Genomic DNA, 18,202 nt, shown 5'->3' with positions numbered 1-18,202 from the left:
CCTAGTTTGCGCGCGTCGTGGCGTCGGTCACCAGTGCGTCGTTTTCCCTAATGTCGCCGGAGACGACCTGGGTAAACTGGCCGTCGGACGAACCGACCTGGATGACGACAGGCGCCGGGCGGCCATTGCGCAGCACCCAGACGCGGCGCTCAGTGCCCGTCAACGTCGAGCCGGCATTACCGCCGCGCTGGCGTGGCGGGCCGAAGATGCCGAAAATACCGCGGCCGCGCCTTTCGCCCTGTGCCGGCGCGTAACGCAGCGCGGCATTCGGCACCATCAGCGTATCCTTGACGGCCTCGACAGTGACGTCGGCCGTTGCCGTCATGCCGGGGCGCAGCAGAAGGTCGGCATTGTCGACCGAGAGCACCGCCTTATAGGTCACGACATTGTTGACCACTTCGGAAGCGAAGCGGATCTGCTCGATCTCGGCCGGAAAGGCCCGGTCGGGATAGGCGTCGACCGTGAATTTCGCCTTCTGGCCGACGGCGATCTGGCCGACATCGGCTTCGTCGACATCGACCTGCAGCTCCATTTTTTTCAGGTCACCGGCGATGGTAAAAAGGATCGGCGCCGACAGCGAGGCGGCGACCGTCGCACCCGGATTGACCGAGCGGGTGAGGATGACACCGTCGATCGGCGAGACGATCTTCGCCTTGGCGAGATTGACTTCGGCCAGTTGCAGGTCGGCCTCCGAGGCCAGCACCTCTGCCTCGTTGATCTGTTTGGCGGCGACGGCCGAATCATATTTGTAGGTGGCGTCGTCGAGGCTCTGCTGCGTGGAGACGTTGCTCTTGACCAGGCTCTTCAGCCGCTCGAGCGAGGTGCCCGCCGATTGCATATCGGCATCAGCCTTGACGACGTTCGCCTTGGCCGAATTGAGCTTGGCGCGCGAACTCTTCACATCCGCCTCGAGCTTGTTGGTGTCGAGAAGAGCCAGCACCTCGCCTGCCTTGACCGTGCTGTTGTAATCGACATTGACGTCGCGGACCGTGCCGGAAAGTTCGCTCGATATATCCACCTGTTCGGTCGGCTGCACCGAGCCGGTGGCGGTGACGAGCACCGTCAGGCCGCCGCGCTTGACCGGCTGGGTGGCGTAGCTCACTTCGCTTTGCCCGCGCCCCATATAGACATAGGCGGCGCCGGCCGCGGCGGCGATGAGGATCAGCAGGATGAGCAGACGTCCGCGCCAGCGGCTGCGCTTGCCCTGCCTGCCCGAAGCGGCAAGGACGGCTGCGAGGTCGGACGCGCCGTTTGTCTGCGCCCCGGTCTTCTTGCCGGTTCCGGTATCGTTCATGTCATCCTCGATCAGTCAGCGGCCGTCTCGGCCGCAGCGAAATAAGCACAGCGCAGATGAACCGGGCATTAGCGTTGCTGCCGAACTGGCACGGAATTGCGGATGGGGGAAATGAAAAATTGGTAATGAAAGTCAAGTTTTGGTGCGCTTGGGCATGGCGCGCACAAGTGGTCTCGATCGCGACACGCCTAGCGTCCTCAATGCGCATCCTCGGCATATTGGCCGGCGTCGGGCAGCGGATGCAGCCAGGTTTCACGCCGCTTGATCCACACTTCATAGTTCGGCGCAAGATCGGTCGGCGCATTGTCGAGCGAGCCGACACGGATTTCCGCCTCATCGTCCCTGAGGCAGAAAAGCCTGCCGCCGCAGGCGGGGCAGAAGCTGCGGCCGGCGAAGGTCGTAATCTCGCCGCTGTGGGAAAAAGCCGGCCGCGGCCAGACCGCGAAGAAAACGAAGGCGGAGCCGCTCGATTTGCGGCAATCGGCACAGTGGCAAAGGCCGACGCGAAGCGGCTCGCCCTCCACGCGATAGGCGACCGCCCCGCAAAGGCAGCGTCCCGTTCGAATTTTCATGGCGGGCCGTCAGGCATCGAGATTGGTGGGCAGCCCCGGCGGGCGCCGCTTTGCCGCCATCAACAGGTCGAGTTCGGTGGCAGACGGGCCGAACTTCTCGTAGAGGCGCTTCGCCTCCTTGTCATCAAGCCGGTATTTCCTGGCGAATTCGCCGATGCTGTAGGGGCGGCCCCGCAACACTCTTCGCGCCGGGGTCGCCGTATTCGGTGCGTTGGTCATGGTTTTCTCCTTTCTTTCCATACCTTTTAAGCTAGAGCGATGGCTTGAATAGGAAAGAGCCGATGGGGCTGCACCGGCTCTTCCCGCGTGGCGGGGCGGATTATTGCGGGAACATTCCAACCACCAGACGCATTGTCGAATCGAGGTTGCGGGCCGCGCCAAGCGGACGCGGCGGTGCCGGAGAACATCGGGATTTTTCCGCTTTCTCCCGATGGCCAACGAAACGGCAGGCGAGCTCCCTACCCGCCCGGTCCGCTTCCTCATCCCTTCCTCTTCGAGCCGTGATCACGAAATATTAAAATGGGGAACGCATGCGCCGGGGCGAGGTTCTCCCAATCGAGGTCGACGTGGCCTCGTTCAAACCCAAGGAGAACCGAATGGCAAACCAAGGTGGAACCCATGAACAGCACGTCAAGGCCGGTCAGCAGAGTCACAAGAACGACTCCAAGGACCGCAGCGCCTCTTCAGGCGGTCGCGACGCGCAGTCCAGCGGAACCCGCGGCGGCAGCCATGAACAGCATGTAAAGGCTGGTCAACAAAGCCACAAGAACAGCCACTAAGGCTGTCTATGTAAGAGATTTCGGCTCGCGCTTCGGCGCGGGCTTTCTTTTTGCGCCTCAGGTCAAGCGCCGGCCATCCTTGCCGAAGAGGTGCAGCACCGCGGGGTCGAGACGGAGCGGCAGGCTGTCGTCCGGTTTCATCCGTTGCTGGCCGGCAAAGACAGCAATCAGCTTCTTTCCGCCCGCGTCGGCGTGGACGACCGTCTCCGAGCCCAGTTCCTCGACGAGAGTGATCCGCGTGTCCAGCCGAGTGGCAGCGCTCGCATCGGCAAGGGTGATGTGTTGCGGGCGGATGCCGATGCTGATCCTTTCGCCGATCGGACAGGCCTCCCGGGCAATGACGGAAAGACGGTGGCCGCCCACGGTTTCGACCTCAGTGAAACCGCCGTCGTGGCCGACGATCGATCCTTCCAGAAAATTCATGTGCGGCGCGCCGATGAAGCCAGCGACGAAGCGGTTGGCCGGCTTGTTGTAGAGTTCCAGCGGTGTTCCCATCTGTTCGATCCTGCCGCCCCTCAGCACGACGATGCGGTTCGCCAGCGTCATCGCCTCGACCTGATCGTGGGTGACGTAGATCATCGTCGCTTTCAGGCGGCCGTGGAGGGCGGCGAGCTCGGCACGCATGGTAACCCTGAGTTCGGCGTCAAGATTGGAGAGCGGCTCGTCAAGCAGGAAGGCATCCGGCCGACGGACGATGGCGCGGCCGATTGCGACGCGCTGGCGCTGGCCGCCGGAGAGCTGGCCCGGGCGACGCTTCAGGAAAGGCTCGATCTCCAGCATGCGGGCGGCGTCGGCGATGCGCGCTTCGATTTCGGCCTTCGCCACCTTGGTATTCTCCAAGCCGAAGGCCAAATTCTCGCGCACGCTCATATGCGGGTAGAGCGCATAGGACTGGAAGACCATGGCGAGGCCGCGGTCGGCGGCGCCGATTGCGGTGACATCCTTGCCGTCGATGGCGATACTGCCGCCTGTCGGCTTGTCGAGGCCGGCGATCAGGCGCAGCAGCGTCGATTTCCCGCAACCGGACGGGCCGACGAAAGCGACGAACTCGCCGTCATTGACCTCAAGCGAGACGTCGCGGATGACCTCGACGGCGCCGAAATTCTTGACGATGTTCCTGAGCTCGAGCCCGCTCATGCATTCTCCTGTTCCATATTATTTCAGCCCCGAGCCGGCGATACCCGTCGTGATGAAGCGCTGCAGGAAGACGAAAATCAGCACGACCGGGATCATCGAGACGACGGTCATGGCAAGGATGTAGTGCCATTGCACGTTGAGCTCGCCGGCATAAACGTTGAGGCCGACCTGCAGCGTGTAGAGTTCCTTGCGCGACAGCACGATCAGCGGCCAGAGGAAGTCGTTCCAGCGCCAGACGACCGAAAAGATCGCCAGCACCGCGAGCGCCGGCGCCGACAGCGGCAGGATGATGCGCCAGTAGATCTGCCATTCGCTGGCCTTGTCCATGCGCGCGGCATCGATCAGCTCGTCGGGAATGGTCAGCATATATTGGCGCAGCAGGAACACGCCTGTCGGCGTGGCGACCGTCGGCAGGATGACGCCCCAGAGGCTGTCTAAGAGGTTCAGCGTGCCGATGACGGAATAGAGTGGCACGACGATGACCGAGAGCGGCACCATCAGCGTCGCCAGGATCATCAGCATCACGGCGGTGCGGCCGGGGAACTGGTATTTCGACAGCGCGAAGGCCGCCATGGAATTGACGAGGAGGGTAATGACCGTCGCCATCACCGTCACGAAAACCGAGTTGCGCAGGAACAGGAAGAAATCGAAGCGCTGGAACGGTTCGGTGTAGTTGTTTCCGGCGAATTCGACCTGGCGCACCGGCGTGCGGTCCTTGATGTTGACCTTGACGATATCGCCCGGCTGCTTCGGATCGACCATCTGCCCCATGATGCCGATGCGGCGGACTTCGGCGAGCACATGGGTACGGCCATCCGGCATCGTCACATTATAGAGCGGCAATGGCTTGTCGTAGCCCGGCACCACAGCCTGTTTGGTGACATAAGGCAGGAAGGACGGCGGGAACTCGGCGAGCGCCGCCGGCGTCTTGAAGGAGGAGAAGACCAGCCAGACGGCCGGGCCGAACATCAGGAAGACGCCCGAGATCAGCCACATCCAGGTGACGACATCGGTCCAGTGCCAGCCGCGGCCGCGGCGGCGCAAGAGGAAGGCGCCGACAGCGCTCATCGGCGTGTTCCCTTCTTCTCGTTACGGCTGCTGACGCCAAGCTGAACCAGCGTCAGGATGACGAGCACGATGCCCATCAGGATCGAGGCGGCCGAGGCAAGCCCGGGGTTGCGCAGCGAACTCGCAAAGCCGGTCTCGTAAATATACTGGGTGATGTACATGGTGCTGGTGCCTGGCCCGCCGCCGGTGAGCACGAAGACCTCGTCGAAGATCTGTACAGCGCGGATCAGCGCCAGCACCAGGACGACGATGAGGTTCGGCATCAGGAGCGGCAGGGTGATGCGCCGGAAGATGCGGGTGGGGCTCGCCTTGTCCATTGCCGCCGCCTCATAGAGATCCCTCGGGATCGCCTGCAGGCCGGCGAGCAGGATCAGCGCATAAAAGCCCATATGCGCCCAGACCGAGACGAAAACGGCGAAGAAAAAGGCCCAGAAGCGATCGCTGAGCCAGGAGAAGGGTTCGAAGCCGAAGGGGCTCAGCGCATAGTTCAACAGGCCCTGGCGCTGGAGGATCCATTTCCAGATCAGGCCGACGACGACGGGCGACAGCAGCACCGGAAAGAAGAAGACGGCGCGCCAGAAGCCGCGATTGGAAAGCTCGCGGTTGAGGATCAAAGCCGTCGCCAGTGCCGCGACCAGCATGGCCGAGACCTGGAAGACGACGAAGACGGCGGTGTTGCGCACGGCCGCCCAGAAAGTGTCGGCAGCACAGGTCGAGGGGTCGAGATAAGAACCGCAATCGAACAGGATGCGATATTGCTCGGCACCGACATAGGTCCGGTTCTGCAGGAAAATCGCGCCGCCGCTCGTCGTCGAATAGATGAAGTTGATGACCAGCGGCAGCAGCACGAAGACGGAAAAGATCAGCATGTTGGGCGCCAGGAAGACCCCCGCCATGCCGTTCAGCCCCGTCAGCTTCTGCCAGGCGCGCATGGGAATGTCGATCATCCCCATGAGGAGCCGGACAGGCGCATTGAGCGCCTGCCGCAGGCCGGCTCTCGCCGGCGGTTCGGAAGAAACCGTCCTGTCCGCCATCCGCTCTTCCGTCAGTTGCCGCCGACCTTGGCCTTGATGTCCTCGTCGATGCGGGCATAGGCGTCGTCGAGCTTCATTTCGCCGGCGATCACCTGGCTGATGCGGGCGACGATGGCGCTATAATAAGCGTCGGACCACTTCCAGCCCGGCAGCTTCATCGCCGGTGCTGCCGTCTGTCCGGCCGATTCGACGAAGGCCTTCAGCGCCGTCTGCACATGCGGATTATCCGTCTTGAAGTCCACCTGGCCGGCGGCCACACCCTTATGCGCCGGAATGAACAGGCTGCGCTCGGCAAATTCCTTCTGCACGTCGGCACTCGCCAGGTAATCCATCACCTTGGCGACGTCCTTCGGGTTCTTGGTGTATTTGACGGCGACGAGACCGGCGCCGCCCTGCATGCCGCTGCAGGCGACCGTGCCGCAGGGGCTTCCAGCCATGACCCAATCGAAATTATCGCCGATCTTCTGGGCGAAGCCGGAAACCTGCCAACTGCCCGAGTAATAATAGGCAAGACCGCCATTGATGAAGTCTTCGGCGGCAGAGCGATAGGTAGTGCCGGCGGCACTGACCCAGACGTCCTTGTTGACGGTGCCGTCCTCGTTCCATTTGACGAAGCGGCTGAGGAAATCCTTGGCGCCCTGATCGAGCGGCGCCGGCTTGCCGTCAGCGGCGATATAGTTGGCGCCGTAGGAAATGTTCGGGCCGGAGACGCGGTGGCCGGAGCGGTCGACCGCCATGGCGAAGACCTTCTGGCTGTCGGCGACCTTCCTGGTCGCTGCCGCCCAGTCGTCCCAGGTGGCCTTCGGGCCGGGAATTTCGACGCCGGCCTGCTCGAACAGCGTCTTGTTGACGAAGCCGCCGGTCAGCGTCAGCTGCGTCATGAAGCCGGTGATGGCGTTCGAGCCGTCCGGACGCATCCAATCGGCCTGGGCGCCGAAATTGTCGTCCCAGTATTTGGCATCGGTGAGGTAGGGACGAAGATCGAGCCAGTGTGGCGCCAGCGCCTTCAGATTGGTGAGCCGGGCAATATCCGGCCCCTTCCCGGCTTCGAGCTGCACCGGCAGCTGCTCCTTGACGACGTCGTAAGACACTTCGTCGAGGATGACATTGACATCGGGATTGGCCTTCGAGAAGCGCGCCAGCAGATCCTTGACGACAGCACCTTCGCCGCCGTCGGAATACCACATGATGCGCACGTCGCCGGCATGGGCGGCAACGGAACTCAAGAGAACCGCCGCCAAAGCCGCGCCGATCGATTTCATTCTGGTCATTTTCTTCTCCTCCTGACCGATGAATTCTTGCCCGGCCGGGTCCTCCACCTGCCGGACATGCCGTCTACGAGGCGGCGCGCCGAGGCTGCCTGCCCAATTTCTCCAGATGTACCGCTTCTCCCTGCACCGACCAGTCCGAAGGTCGGAGAATGCGGCCCTCGGCGCGCACGGTGCCGTCCTGCTCGAAGACGACCTGGCCATAATCCGGATCGATAGTGATCAATGCGCCCTGCCCGTCCCGGCGGGCTTCGAGCGCGGCGAAACGTGCCCGCATACCGTCGAGCCCGTCTTCGCGGCCGAGATCGGAGAGACGGACGATCCAGCGGCTCTTGCGGCCGGCAAGGCGCAGCTCGACATCCGTCGTCGGCCCCTGTTTCACCGGTTCGAGCGTGCCGTTGCCGATCAGCATCGCAAGGCCATCGCCGGAGCGGGCGAGCGCCAGTCTGCCGTCGATCAGCGTGTCGTCGAAGGCTTCGAGCGGGAACCAGGCATGGGTGAAATCCGGCTGGCCCTCATGGATGTCGAAATCGAGGATCGCCAGATCGCGATATTGATGCACGCGCGGCAGCGTTCCGCAGCCGCCCCAGAAGCTTGGCCGGCCGTAACCGAACTGGATGGTTTCGCCGGGATGGTTGATCCAGATCTGCGCTTCCGGCCGCTGACCCAGGCGCAGATGCAACACCGTCTCCTGATAACCCCAGGCGCCGGGGCGATAATGAGCGATGGTGCCGAGCGCGGTGTCGCGCGTCTTGTAGTGATAGAGGGCGGCAAAACGGTTCTCGCCCTGAGAAAAGGTCCATTCCTGCGCGTCGTCGGCGTCATGGGCGGCAATCGTCGCGAGCCTCTCGGGAAAACGCAGGCCGTGATCGCGGATGCAGACGGCCAGCTGCGGCAGAGCGTGGACGCGGCGGCCGTACCAGCCGCGGCCCCAGAGCAATCGGGCGATGGCGGAGAGTTCGACCGAGCGGCCGGGGCGCAGCGTATGTTCGTAGGAGCGGCCCTGGCTGCCGGTCAGCATGCCGTGATGGGCCGAACGGGCGACGATCTCCATCAGGCGAACGATGCTGGCATTTGCCCGGGCGCGGATCGTCTCATCCGGCGCACAGGCGGCGAGCGCAGTCAAGCCTTTGAGGTCGATCGGGAAATAGGGAACGGAATTCCACTCGGCCATTTCCCAGCGCTCGAAATGATCGAGCCAGGCGCGGACGCGCTCTTCGCCGACCCTCATCTGCTCGGCGCCGGTGCGGCCGGACCTGATGAAGACGGCATCGGGGAAAAGCCTGCCGCCGAGATAGGCAGCCGTGTGGAAGAGAAGCGCGTGGTTCTCCGAAAAATACCACTGAACGTCGTTGCCCGGCTCGTCCATCCAGTAGCGGTAATTGAGGACGGCGCGCTCGATCCTCTGCCGCAGCCCCTCCGATAGTAGATCGCTCCAGCGCGTATAGGCAAAGAGCAGCGGCACCAGCACGAAATCGGCGCAGTCGTGACAATCCTCGATAACAGGCAGCATCGCCGAGATCATCGCCTCGGCTTCCTCGCCACCCTGCCCCAAAGCCAGGCGCGCGAAGGCGCAGACCGTATCGGGCTCGGAATGGGCGGCGACCTCGGCAAGCGCCTCGGCGACGCGGTCATCGAGGGCGGCGGGCGCCTGGCCCTGGCGCTCGGGATGACAGATCTCGACGCCGAGCGTGCGGCCGAGCGAAAGCTCGCCTGTTTTGAAGGCGATGCGGAAATGACGAAAATCAGCGGGCATATCGGCCGAGGTGCCGAGTTCCAGCCTGGTTGCGCCTTTTTCCAGTGCAAAATCATAATCGAAGCGCTCGACCGACATGAAGTCGCCTTCGATCTCGACATGGCAGGTCAACGCCACCGGCAGCGGCGCGGGAAACAGGATCGTCACGTCTTCGCCAAGATAGGCGGCGCGGTCGAAGCGCATGCCTTCGAGGATCGCTTCCAGCGCATCCGCGTCACCGGCAGCGATCGGAACGGGAACCGATGTTTCGATCTCCGGCCCTTCGAGATAATCGAGCTGGAAGTAGAAGCGGGCGTCGCGCTCGGCGAGATCGTCGACATAGACGCGGATCTCGTTGAGGCCGGCGACAAGTGGGACCTCGAAGATCTGCTGGGCTTCCAGATTGCGCTCATAAGGCGCCATGAAGCCCTGCTCGGCGCCATTGACGAAGAGGATGGCGCCACCGCAGGTCGACAGGCGCAGTGTGGCGGACCCGGCCGTGCGGACGTCAAGGAAGGTGCGCGCCCAGCAGCCGATGTGCGTGGGCCGAAACCAGAAACCGGAGAGATCGACACGCGGCGACGCAAAAGGCAACCACCAGCGGATGGGCTCGAAGTCGCCTGATGGCTGTGGCCGACATCCGGAGAAGGATTTTTTGAATTCGGTGCGGCAGGGATATTCGTGCGGAATGAAATTCTTCGTCTTGGTGACGAAGAAAAACGGATCCATGCTGCCTTCCATCGGCCGGTCGGCGACATCGTAGCGTTCCTGCGAGAGATGGCCGAGCTGCCAATAGACGATCGGGCTCTGTTTGGCGGTCTGGCGGCGGAGATGGGATTGCTGCTCGGCGGCCATGCTTCAGCCCGCTTGAAGCTGAAGACAAAAGACAAAACACCGACGCGTGAACCGGCCGTCAAACCGCATCTTCAAAGCCTCCCTGCTCTGTCGTTTGTCGCGGACTCCCTAAGGCAATTGTGCATAGGCGTCCCATTTGCGCAATCTGAAAGATTTTTGCATACTGAGATGGAGTGAGGAGATGGCATGACCGCGGAACAGAAAAAAGGCAGGCGCACCCGCCTTGACGACATCGCCGCCCGCTGCGGCGTCTCGATCAGCACGGTCTCCCGGGCGCTCGCCGGCGAAAAGGGCGTCAGGCCCGAAATTCGCAAGCTGGTGCTGGAAACGGCAAGCGCGGTCAGCTACGCGCTGCCGGCAAGCGTCGCCGGCAAGAAGGTCATGCTTGTCGCTTCCGGTGCGGCCATGATCGACTACGTCCGCAACCAGTTCACCCTCTACGTGCTCGAAGGATTGAATGCGCGCGCGGCCGCCCTCGGCATCGAGGTGGCGATGCGTCCCGTCGCCGATAGCGGCGATGAAGCACGCGTCGTCGCCGAGATGCGGGACGATCCGAGTTTCGGCGGCATGCTGATCCTGACCGTCGACGAGGAGGATATGCTGGCGGCAGCCGCCAGCCTCGGAAAGCCCGTCGTGCTCGTCAACAGCGACGATCCCTATATGCGGCTTTCGAGTGTCACGCCTTGCAACCGCTCGGCCGCCTTCATCGCCGCCGAGCACCTGATCAAGGCCGGGCATGAACGCATCCTGTTCATGCTGCGGCCGGGGCGGCGAACGATCGAGCGGCGACTGGAGGGTTGGCGCGATGCCCTGCAGCATCATGGCCTGAAGGCCGATGCCGATCTGGTGCTGGAGGTCGACGACTGGCTGCCGGAACTCGGCGCCGAGACCATCACCCGGCTCGTCCGCGATAGAGGTCTGAGCTTCACCGCCGTGCTGACGGCGGGCGACAGTCTTGCCAATGGCGCCGTGCACGGATTGCAGGCGATGGGCTATGCCGTGCCGCGGGATATTTCCGTCATGGGCATAGACGACCTGCCGCAGTCCGCCTTTCTCAATCCGCCGCTGTCGACCGTGCATATCCCGATGCGCGAACTCGGCGCCACCGCGCTCGACCTGCTGCGCGACATGATGCTCGGCCTTGCAACGCCGCGCCGCCGCGTCGAGCTTTCCTGCCATCTCGTGGAAAGAGGCAGTGTGGCGGCTGTCCGGCGTATCGGCGCGGTGACGGAACAGCGCTGACGATCCCGCCATGGTCATGGATGCTCGGTTAAATGTAGATTTGGTGCATTGGACCGGCCCCTTCATCCGGCTGCCACCACCTTCTCCCCCTTTTGACGGGGAGAAGGGACCATGTCGCGACCTCTCCGTCCCTCTCGCACGTCTCGTCCCCTCGCCCCGTTTTACGGGGAGAGGGTTAGGGTGTGGGGCAAACACAACAGCCAAGTATCAAGCTTCCATGAAGCTCGCTTCGAACAACTCCCGCGCATAGGCATCATGGGTGGTGCCGGCCTGCAGATCCGCTTTGGTGAGTTCGTCGACGAAGCAACCGTTCTTCATGATCAGCACCCGGTCGCACATATGGGCGATAACGGCGAGGTCGTGGCTGACGAGCAGATAGGTCAGTCTCTTCTCCTCGCGCTGATCGGCCAGCAGGTTGAGGATTTCGGCCTGGACCGAGACGTCGAGCGCCGATGTCGGCTCGTCGAGCAGCAGGATCGGCGGCGATAGGATCAGGGCCCGGGCGATTGCCACACGCTGCCTTTGGCCGCCGGAAAGCTCATGGGGGAAACGATTGGCGAAGCTTGCCGGCAGTCCCACCTGGATCAAGGCTCTTTCGACCTTCGCCCAGATCTCGGAATGGCCCATGGCGCGCAGCGGCTCGGCGAGCGCGGTGCCGATGCGATGGCGCGGATGCAGCGATCCGTAAGGATCCTGAAACACCATCTGGGCAAATTTCAGCTCCTCGCGGGAGCGCTTCTTGCCGATCGGCTTGCCGCCAAGCGCGATCTGCCCGGTCCAACCCGCCTCCATGCCGGCGAGGCAGCGCAGCACCGTCGATTTGCCGCAGCCGGATTCGCCGACAATGCCGAGCGTCTCGCCCTGATTGACCTGAAAGCTGATGCCCCTGACGACATGGTTGCTTGATTTGCCGGAGGCAAAGACGACATCGAGGTCGCGGACATTGATCATTGCGCCGTCTCCAGATCGAGTTTTGCCCTATCGAGAACCGCAAGGCGGCGAACCGGCTTTTTCGGATCGGGCAGCGCTGCTATCAGCCCGCGGGTATAGGGATGGCGGGCCTCTTCGAGACTGGTCAGCGTTTCGACGATGCGGCCTGCATACATGACGATGATGCGCTCGCAGAAGGCCGCGACCATGCGAATGTCGTGACTAATCAACAGCAGGCCCGAATTGTTCTCGCGGACCAGCTCGTCGAGCAGCAGCAGCACGTCCTTGCGGACACTGACATCGAGCGCCGAGGTCGGCTCGTCGGCAATGACAAGCTTCGGCCGGGCGAGCAGCATCATGGCGATCATCACGCGCTGGCCCATGCCGCCCGATATCTGGTGAGGATAAAGCGCCATGACCCGGTCGGGATCGCTGATGCGCACGCGCTCCAGCATGGTCCGGGCAGCAGCCAGCGCCTGGCTCTTGCCGAGACCGAGGTGAAGGCGTGCGGCTTCGGCGATCTGCTTGCCGATCGAGAGCACCGGGTTCAGCGAATAACGCGGATCCTGCATGATCAGCGCGATATCCTTGCCGCGAAGCACGCCCATCTGCCGCTCGCTCTTCGACAGCAACGGATCGCCGCCGAGATCCAGACGTTCGGCGGTGACGACGGCGGCCGGCGGCAGCAGACGCATGATGGCGCGACCGGTCGTCGATTTGCCGGAACCGGATTCTCCGACGATGCCGACACGTTCGCGCCCGACGTCGAAACTGACATTGGAGACGGCCGGCACGGCCCCTCGCCCGAAACGGACGCTCAAGTCCTTGACGGAGAGAACGGGCTGGAGATCACGATCTTGCATGGCGGGGATCCAGAATGTCGCGCAGAGCATCTCCGGCGATGTTGAAGGCAAGGCTGGTCAGCAGGATGGCGATACCCGGCATGACGGCGACCCACCAATAATCGAGCATGAACTTGCGGCCGTTGGAAATCATCGCGCCCCATTCGGGTGCCGGCGGCTGGGCGCCGAGGCCGAGAAAGCCGAGCGAGGCCGCCGTCAGGATGATGCCGGCCATGTTGAGGGTCAGGCGAACGATCACCGACGGCACGCACATCGGCGCGATATAGAGAAGAAGAATGCGGATCGGCGAGGCGCCGTAAAGGCGGGCGGCGACCACATAGTCGGCATTTCTGACGACCAGCGCCTCGGCGCGCGCGAGTCTGGCAATCGGCGGCCATGCCGTCAGCGAGATGGCGATGATGGCCGTGGTCAGGCCGGCACCGAGTGCGGCGGCAAAGGCGAGCGCCAGGATCAGCGACGGGAAGGACAGGACGATATCGGTGGCGCGCATCAAGAGCGCATCGGTGCGCCCGCCGAAGAAGCCGGCAACCACACCGATCAAGAGGCCGATCGGCCCGACGATCAGCGAGATCGACAGCACGGTCTGAATGGTGATGCGCGTGCCGAAGATCAGGCGGCTCAGAATGTCACGGCCGAATTCGTCGGTGCCGGCCCAATGTGCGAGGCTCGGCGGCTGCAGGGCATCGCCGAGCGCCTGCACGACCGGATCGTAAGGCGCCAGAAGCGGCGCGAAGATCGCGACGATGCAGAGCAGGCCGAGGATGACGAAGCCGGCAAGGCCAAGCGGCTCGGCAGCCAGTTTGCGGCCGGCGCGCGCAAGCGACGCCGCCATGCGGCTCGGCACGCTCGGAGGACGGATCCGAAGCTCGCTGCGGACGACATCACTCATCGGGCCACCTCCCGCATCCGCGGATCGAAGATGGCGTAGGCGACGTCGGCCAGGAAGTTCAACAGCATGAAAATGAATCCCACAATGATGGTGCCGGCCACGATGGCGTTCATATCGCCGATCATCAGCGCATTCGTCATGTACTGGCCGATGCCCGGCCAGGAGAAGACGATCTCGGTGACGACGGCGCCTTCGAGAAGTCCGCCATAGGAAATGGCGAGGATGGTGATCAGCTGCACCGCGATGTTCGGCAGGACATGACGCAGGATCGTGCCGCTCGGGCTGACGCCCTTGGCCCGCGCCGCGATGACGTAATCCTGGCTCAGCTGCTCCAGGGTGAAACTGCGGGTCATGCGGGTGATGTAGGCCATCGCCGCATAGGCAAGGATGACGGCAGGAAGAATGATGTGGCCAAGCGCATTCCAGAAGATTTCGGTCTCGCCCTGCAGCAGGCTGTCGATCAGCAACAGGCCGGTCCGCGGCGTGACGAGGCCTTCGTAGAAGACATCGATCCGGCCCGGGCCGCCGACCCAGTTGAGGCCGGCATAGAAGATGACCAGCCCGACGATGCCGAACCAGAAGACCGGGATCGAATGGCCGACGAGCGCCACCACACGCGCGACCTTGTCGATCCAGCTGTCGCGAAACAGGGCGGCGGTGAGCCCGAGCGGGACGCCGACGAAGGTCGAAATGATCACCGCCAGCGTCGCCAGTTCGAATGTCGCCGGAAAGGCCTGGGCAAGATCGGAAGAGACGGGATTGCCGGTGAGCACGGCCGTGCCGAAATCACCATGGGCGAGCCCGTTCAGATAGAGAAAAAACTGCTGGTAGATCGGCAGATCGAGGCCAAGACGCGTCCGCATCGCCGCATAGGCGGCGGGATCGGCAAGCTCGCCGACGATCGCGCCGACCGGATCGTTGGGCAGGACGCGGCCGATCACGAAGGTGACGCAGAGGAGGATGAACAGGCTGACCAGCAAATGCGCCAGGCGTCGGCCAAATTCGGCTACAGAGAGTTCCTTCATGATCGGCTGCCTCGGGAGTATTACTGGGTTTCAGACTTGGTGACGCTTTCGAGACGCGTCAGCTGAGTCGGATGACCGATATATCCCTCGACCTTGCTCGAGAGCACGATCGGCTCAAAGCGCTCGAACATGGGAAGCACAGCCGGCTTCTGTTCGACGAACATCTTCTGCATCTGAACGTAGAGGTCGCCGCGCTTCTTGGCGTCCGGCTCCATGGAAGCCTTCGCCGTCAGCGCCGTGAGTTCGGGAATGTCCCAGGCCGAACGCCAGACGAAGTTGCCGGCATTGTTGGCTTCCTTCGAGTTGTCGGGGTTGGAGGAGAACTGCTCCATCGAACCGAGCACGTTCGGCATGTAGGCGCTGGTCTGCGGGATCAGCAGATCGAAATCCCTGGCGCGATGGGCGGCGATGATTTCCGAGCCATTGCCCTGCTGGATGTCGATCTTGATGCCGACCTGGGCAAGCGATGCCTGGATGGCGGTGGCAAGATCGATGCGCGGCGTCTGCGCGATGGTCTTCAGCGTCAGCGAAAAGCCATCCTTATAACCCGCCTCGGCCAACAGCTGCTTGGACTTTTCGACGTCGAGATGCCAATCGGGGTTCGGGATCGCATATTCGAAATTCTCCGGAACGGGAACGTTTCTCGCCCGCCCGTAAGGACCCATGATCGTCTTCTCGATGCCTTTGTAATCGATGCCGTAGGCAATGGCCTCACGGACCTTCGGGTTGGAGAGGTACTGGTTGCCGGCATTCATCGACAGCACGTAAAAGCCGCCTGTCGGGATCCGCTGAATGGTAAAACCCTGCTTGTCCTTGAAGGTCGCGAGATCGGCTGCCGTCAGCGCGCTGGCGATATCGATATCGCCGCGTTCGAGCATCAGCCGCTCGACCTGGCTTTCAGGCACATGACGGACGATGACGCGCTTCATCTTCGGAGCGCCGGTCATATAATCCTTGTTGGCGTCAAGAATGACGAGTTCGTTCGGAGACCAGCGATTGAGGGTGAACGGGCCGGAGCCGGCCGAATGCGTGCGCATCCAGGCATTTCCCCAGTCGTTGTCGGCAACATGCTTCTGCACTTCGACACTGTCGACCACACTGGTGGTCGAGGCCGCGAGCCGGTAGAGCAGCATCTCGGCTGTCACCTGACCGGAAAAATCGATGCGCACGGTCTTGTCGTCGACTGCCGTCACGAGCTTATCGACATTGGTCTTGTCATAGCCGACCCGCTTGAGGTTGGCGGCGGCGGCCTGGTCGAGCTTCAGAAGCCGCCCAATCGAATAGACGACGTCCTTCGATGTCACCGGATTGCCGGAGGCGAAATTGGCCTGGCGCAGCGTGAAGGTGACGCCCTTGTCGTCGATCTTCCAGCTTTCGGCCAGTTGCGGCACGATCTTGCCATCCGGCGTGCTGTTGACCAGCCGGTCGTAGAGGTTCGACATGATCTCGACCGCTTTTCCCTCCGTTGCCTGATGCGGATCGAGGGACAGAACCTGCGCCAGCGACGTCCCGATCACCAGCTGGTCCTTCGGCGTGGCGGCATGGAGCTGAGGCGCTGCGAGCGTCAGCGCGCCAATGACGGCGCCGACGAACAGGCCCTTGGAAAAATGCTTCATTGTAACTCCTCCCTGGATTACTATAAGAAAGACATATTATGTCGTCCGTATGTCGTATTATGATTTAACGAAATCGAATATGATTTGCAAGAGCCGAGCGGAAGACGTGATGCAGAAGGAATTGGGGAACGACATGACGACACTCAGCCGCGGCCGGCAAAGACTGGCACAGCAGGTCATCGATCAGCTGCGGGCGCAAATCGAGACCGGCAAGCTGCGGATCGGCGACCAGTTGCCGACCGAGCCGCAGCTGGAAGCCACCTTCGGCGTCAGCCGCACCGTGGTGCGCGAGGCGATTGCCGATCTGAGGGCAGCCGGCTTCGTCAAGCCGATCCAGGGCAAAGGCGTCTTCGTCGGGGATCCGAAGGCTCATTCCGTCCTGTCGCTGACGCCGGTGGAAATCAAAAGCATCCCGGAAACCCTGGAATTGCTGGAGTTTCGCATGGCGGCGGAAGGTGAAGCGGCGGCGATCGCCGCCTATCGCCGCACCGCCGAGCAGGAGGCGGCCATCCGCGAGGCCAATCGCAGAATGGCGCAGATGATCGAGGCCGGACAGCAGACGGTGGAGGCCGATTATGCCTTTCACATGGCGATTGCCGCCGCCACGAACAACCGATTCTATGTCGATGTTCTCCGTCATTTCGGCCCCAAGGCCATTCCCCGCGGCCAGTTTCCGACGCTGCCGGAGGCCAATGACCGCGACTATCTGCAGAAGGTCTATGCCGAGCATGTGGAAATCCTGTCGGCGATCGCCGACCAGGATCCGGAACGCGCCCGCCAGGCGATGCGGGCGCATATGATGGCCAGCCAACGTCGTTACCGGATGCTCGCCGAGCAGCAATAGGGCTCGACTCTCTCCAAAATTCATATTATGTCATATGACATTGTTGAATTTGGAAAGAGCCTCAAATGTATCTGGGAACACAGGTCGCAGCGCGGGATGACGACGATTATCGTATTTTTGCGCAACTGGGTGTGAAGCATATCAGCGCCGATCCGCCGGGCAAGCCGAGCAGTTGGACGCTTTCCGACATCGAGCGTCATCGCGACAAGGTCGAAAGCTTCGGTCTGATCCTCGATATGATCCAACTGCCCCTGCCCTCGCAGCCGATCGAGAAGGCTTCCTATCCCGATATCCTGCTCGCCGGTCCCGAGCGCGACAGGCAGATCGACGCCGTCTGCAAGATGATCGAGAATGTTGCGGACGCCGGCATTCCGGCCGTCAAATACAACCTCAACCTGATCGGCATTCCCCGCACGCCGGATGAACCGGGGCGCGGCGGCTCGCTGAACGCCAGCTTCCGCTGGGACAAGACGGACCAGCAGGCAGCACCCGGCCTTGCCGGCGTGCTCTCCGAAGACGAAAACTGGGAGCGGATCGACTATTTCCTCGAACGCGTCGTTCCCGTCGCCGAAAGCAACCGCGTCCGGCTCGCCTGCCATCCGCACGATCCCTATACGCCGCCCGGCTATCGCGGCGTCACGCGGGTGCTCGGCACCGTCGAAGGCCTGAAGAAGTTCGTGCTGATGCGCGAAAATCCCTATCACGGCCTCAATTTCTGCCAAGGCTCGATCGGCGAGATGCTCGAAAATCCCGGCAAGGAGATCGACGATATCATTCGCTGGTTCGGAGAGCGCAAAAAGATCTTCAATGTTCACTTCCGCAACATTCGCGGCGGCAAGCTGTCCTTCATGGAGACGTTCCCCGAAGAAGGCGACATGGACATGGTCCGCTCGGCCAGGATCTACAAGGAAGTGGGCTTCAAATACATGTTGATGCCCGACCACGTGCCGACCGTCAGCGGCAAGGATCCAACCGCCACCGCCTTTGCCTTTTGCTACGGCTATATCGCCGCACTTCTGCAGGTGCTCGAAAGCGCCTGACACGGTCTTCA

Annotated in this window: 17 protein-coding genes; 4 read left to right on the top strand and 13 right to left on the bottom strand. The window is 62.6% G+C overall.

All coding sequences use genetic code 11. The features are described from left to right. Position 1: 1 nt before the first annotated feature. From GGD57_RS00825 to GGD57_RS00815, 3 genes are all read right to left on the bottom strand, one after another. Complete coding sequence (locus tag GGD57_RS00825) at positions 2–1,294, bottom strand: efflux RND transporter periplasmic adaptor subunit (protein ID WP_184465957.1); 1,293 nt, start codon at positions 1,292–1,294, stop codon at positions 2–4. Positions 1,295–1,491: 197 nt separating this feature from the next. Next, the gene (locus tag GGD57_RS00820; protein WP_184465955.1) at positions 1,492–1,866 is read right to left on the bottom strand and encodes a GFA family protein; all 375 of its coding nucleotides are present in this window, start codon (positions 1,864–1,866) and stop codon (positions 1,492–1,494) included. 9 nt (positions 1,867–1,875) lie between these two features. Continuing rightward, complete coding sequence (locus GGD57_RS00815; RefSeq protein ID WP_184465952.1) at positions 1,876–2,085, bottom strand: hypothetical protein; 210 nt, start codon at positions 2,083–2,085, stop codon at positions 1,876–1,878. 377 nt (positions 2,086–2,462) lie between these two features. Between GGD57_RS00815 and GGD57_RS00810 the strand changes: the two genes are divergently transcribed. Next, positions 2,463–2,645, top strand: a complete 183-nt coding sequence (locus GGD57_RS00810) for a hypothetical protein (protein WP_085737216.1) — start codon at positions 2,463–2,465, stop codon at positions 2,643–2,645. A 57-nt stretch (positions 2,646–2,702) separates the two neighbouring features. Here the strand turns inward: GGD57_RS00810 and GGD57_RS00805 are convergent, their stop codons facing one another. The 5 genes from GGD57_RS00805 to GGD57_RS00785 form a co-directional block, all read right to left on the bottom strand. After that, the gene (locus tag GGD57_RS00805; protein ID WP_184465950.1) at positions 2,703–3,782 is read right to left on the bottom strand and encodes an ABC transporter ATP-binding protein; all 1,080 of its coding nucleotides are present in this window, start codon (positions 3,780–3,782) and stop codon (positions 2,703–2,705) included. Between the two features lie 18 nt (positions 3,783–3,800). Continuing rightward, the gene (locus tag GGD57_RS00800) at positions 3,801–4,850 is read right to left on the bottom strand and encodes a carbohydrate ABC transporter permease (RefSeq protein ID WP_184465948.1); all 1,050 of its coding nucleotides are present in this window, start codon (positions 4,848–4,850) and stop codon (positions 3,801–3,803) included. Beyond that, the gene (locus tag GGD57_RS00795; protein WP_184465946.1) at positions 4,847–5,884 is read right to left on the bottom strand and encodes a carbohydrate ABC transporter permease; all 1,038 of its coding nucleotides are present in this window, start codon (positions 5,882–5,884) and stop codon (positions 4,847–4,849) included. Before GGD57_RS00795 ends, GGD57_RS00800 begins: the two co-directional genes overlap by 4 nt. 11 nt (positions 5,885–5,895) lie before the next feature. Further along, positions 5,896–7,155 carry an ABC transporter substrate-binding protein gene (locus GGD57_RS00790; protein ID WP_184465944.1) on the bottom strand — a complete coding sequence of 420 codons (1,260 nt, stop codon included), beginning with the start codon at positions 7,153–7,155 and terminating at the stop codon, positions 5,896–5,898. A gap of 64 nt (positions 7,156–7,219) precedes the next feature. Further along, complete coding sequence (locus tag GGD57_RS00785) at positions 7,220–9,742, bottom strand: hypothetical protein (RefSeq protein WP_184465942.1); 2,523 nt, start codon at positions 9,740–9,742, stop codon at positions 7,220–7,222. A gap of 186 nt (positions 9,743–9,928) precedes the next feature. Here GGD57_RS00785 and GGD57_RS00780 point away from each other — a divergent pair, with 186 nt between their 5' ends. After that, positions 9,929–10,984, top strand: coding sequence for a LacI family DNA-binding transcriptional regulator (locus GGD57_RS00780; protein ID WP_184465940.1), 1,056 nt, complete (start codon positions 9,929–9,931; stop codon positions 10,982–10,984). 207 nt (positions 10,985–11,191) lie between these two features. Here GGD57_RS00780 and GGD57_RS00775 read toward each other — a convergent pair whose 3' ends face one another. Genes GGD57_RS00775 through GGD57_RS00755 form a run of 5 tightly spaced genes read right to left on the bottom strand, consistent with a single transcriptional unit; the run spans position 11,192 to position 16,307 of the window. Beyond that, positions 11,192–11,935, bottom strand: coding sequence for an ABC transporter ATP-binding protein (locus GGD57_RS00775; RefSeq protein WP_184465939.1), 744 nt, complete (start codon positions 11,933–11,935; stop codon positions 11,192–11,194). Further along, entirely contained in the window at positions 11,932–12,777 is an 846-nt protein-coding gene (locus GGD57_RS00770) for an ABC transporter ATP-binding protein (RefSeq protein WP_184465937.1), read from the bottom strand. The genes GGD57_RS00775 and GGD57_RS00770 overlap by 4 nt, the downstream gene beginning before the upstream one ends. Further along, positions 12,764–13,666, bottom strand: a complete 903-nt coding sequence (locus GGD57_RS00765; RefSeq protein ID WP_085737215.1) for an ABC transporter permease — start codon at positions 13,664–13,666, stop codon at positions 12,764–12,766. Before GGD57_RS00765 ends, GGD57_RS00770 begins: the two co-directional genes overlap by 14 nt. Continuing rightward, on the bottom strand, positions 13,663–14,691 hold the full coding sequence (locus GGD57_RS00760) for an ABC transporter permease (protein WP_085737214.1): 1,029 nt from the start codon (positions 14,689–14,691) through the stop codon (positions 13,663–13,665). Before GGD57_RS00760 ends, GGD57_RS00765 begins: the two co-directional genes overlap by 4 nt. Before the next feature lie 20 nt (positions 14,692–14,711). Continuing rightward, on the bottom strand, positions 14,712–16,307 hold the full coding sequence (locus GGD57_RS00755; protein WP_184465935.1) for an ABC transporter substrate-binding protein: 1,596 nt from the start codon (positions 16,305–16,307) through the stop codon (positions 14,712–14,714). A 133-nt stretch (positions 16,308–16,440) separates the two neighbouring features. On the opposite strand from GGD57_RS00755, the gene GGD57_RS00750 reads away from it, so the two are divergent. After that, a complete protein-coding gene (locus tag GGD57_RS00750; RefSeq protein ID WP_184465932.1) occupies positions 16,441–17,151 on the top strand; it encodes a FadR/GntR family transcriptional regulator in 711 nt (236 codons plus the stop codon). 65 nt (positions 17,152–17,216) lie between these two features. After that, on the top strand, positions 17,217–18,191 hold the full coding sequence (locus tag GGD57_RS00745) for a mannonate dehydratase (protein WP_184465931.1): 975 nt from the start codon (positions 17,217–17,219) through the stop codon (positions 18,189–18,191). The last annotated feature ends 11 nt before the right edge of the window (positions 18,192–18,202 follow it).

The organism is Rhizobium esperanzae (genome assembly GCF_014197615.1).
Lineage (GTDB): Bacteria > Pseudomonadota > Alphaproteobacteria > Rhizobiales > Rhizobiaceae > Rhizobium > Rhizobium esperanzae_A.
Note: the sequence above shows the minus strand (reverse complement) of the source record. Positions and strands in the feature narration are given on the sequence as shown.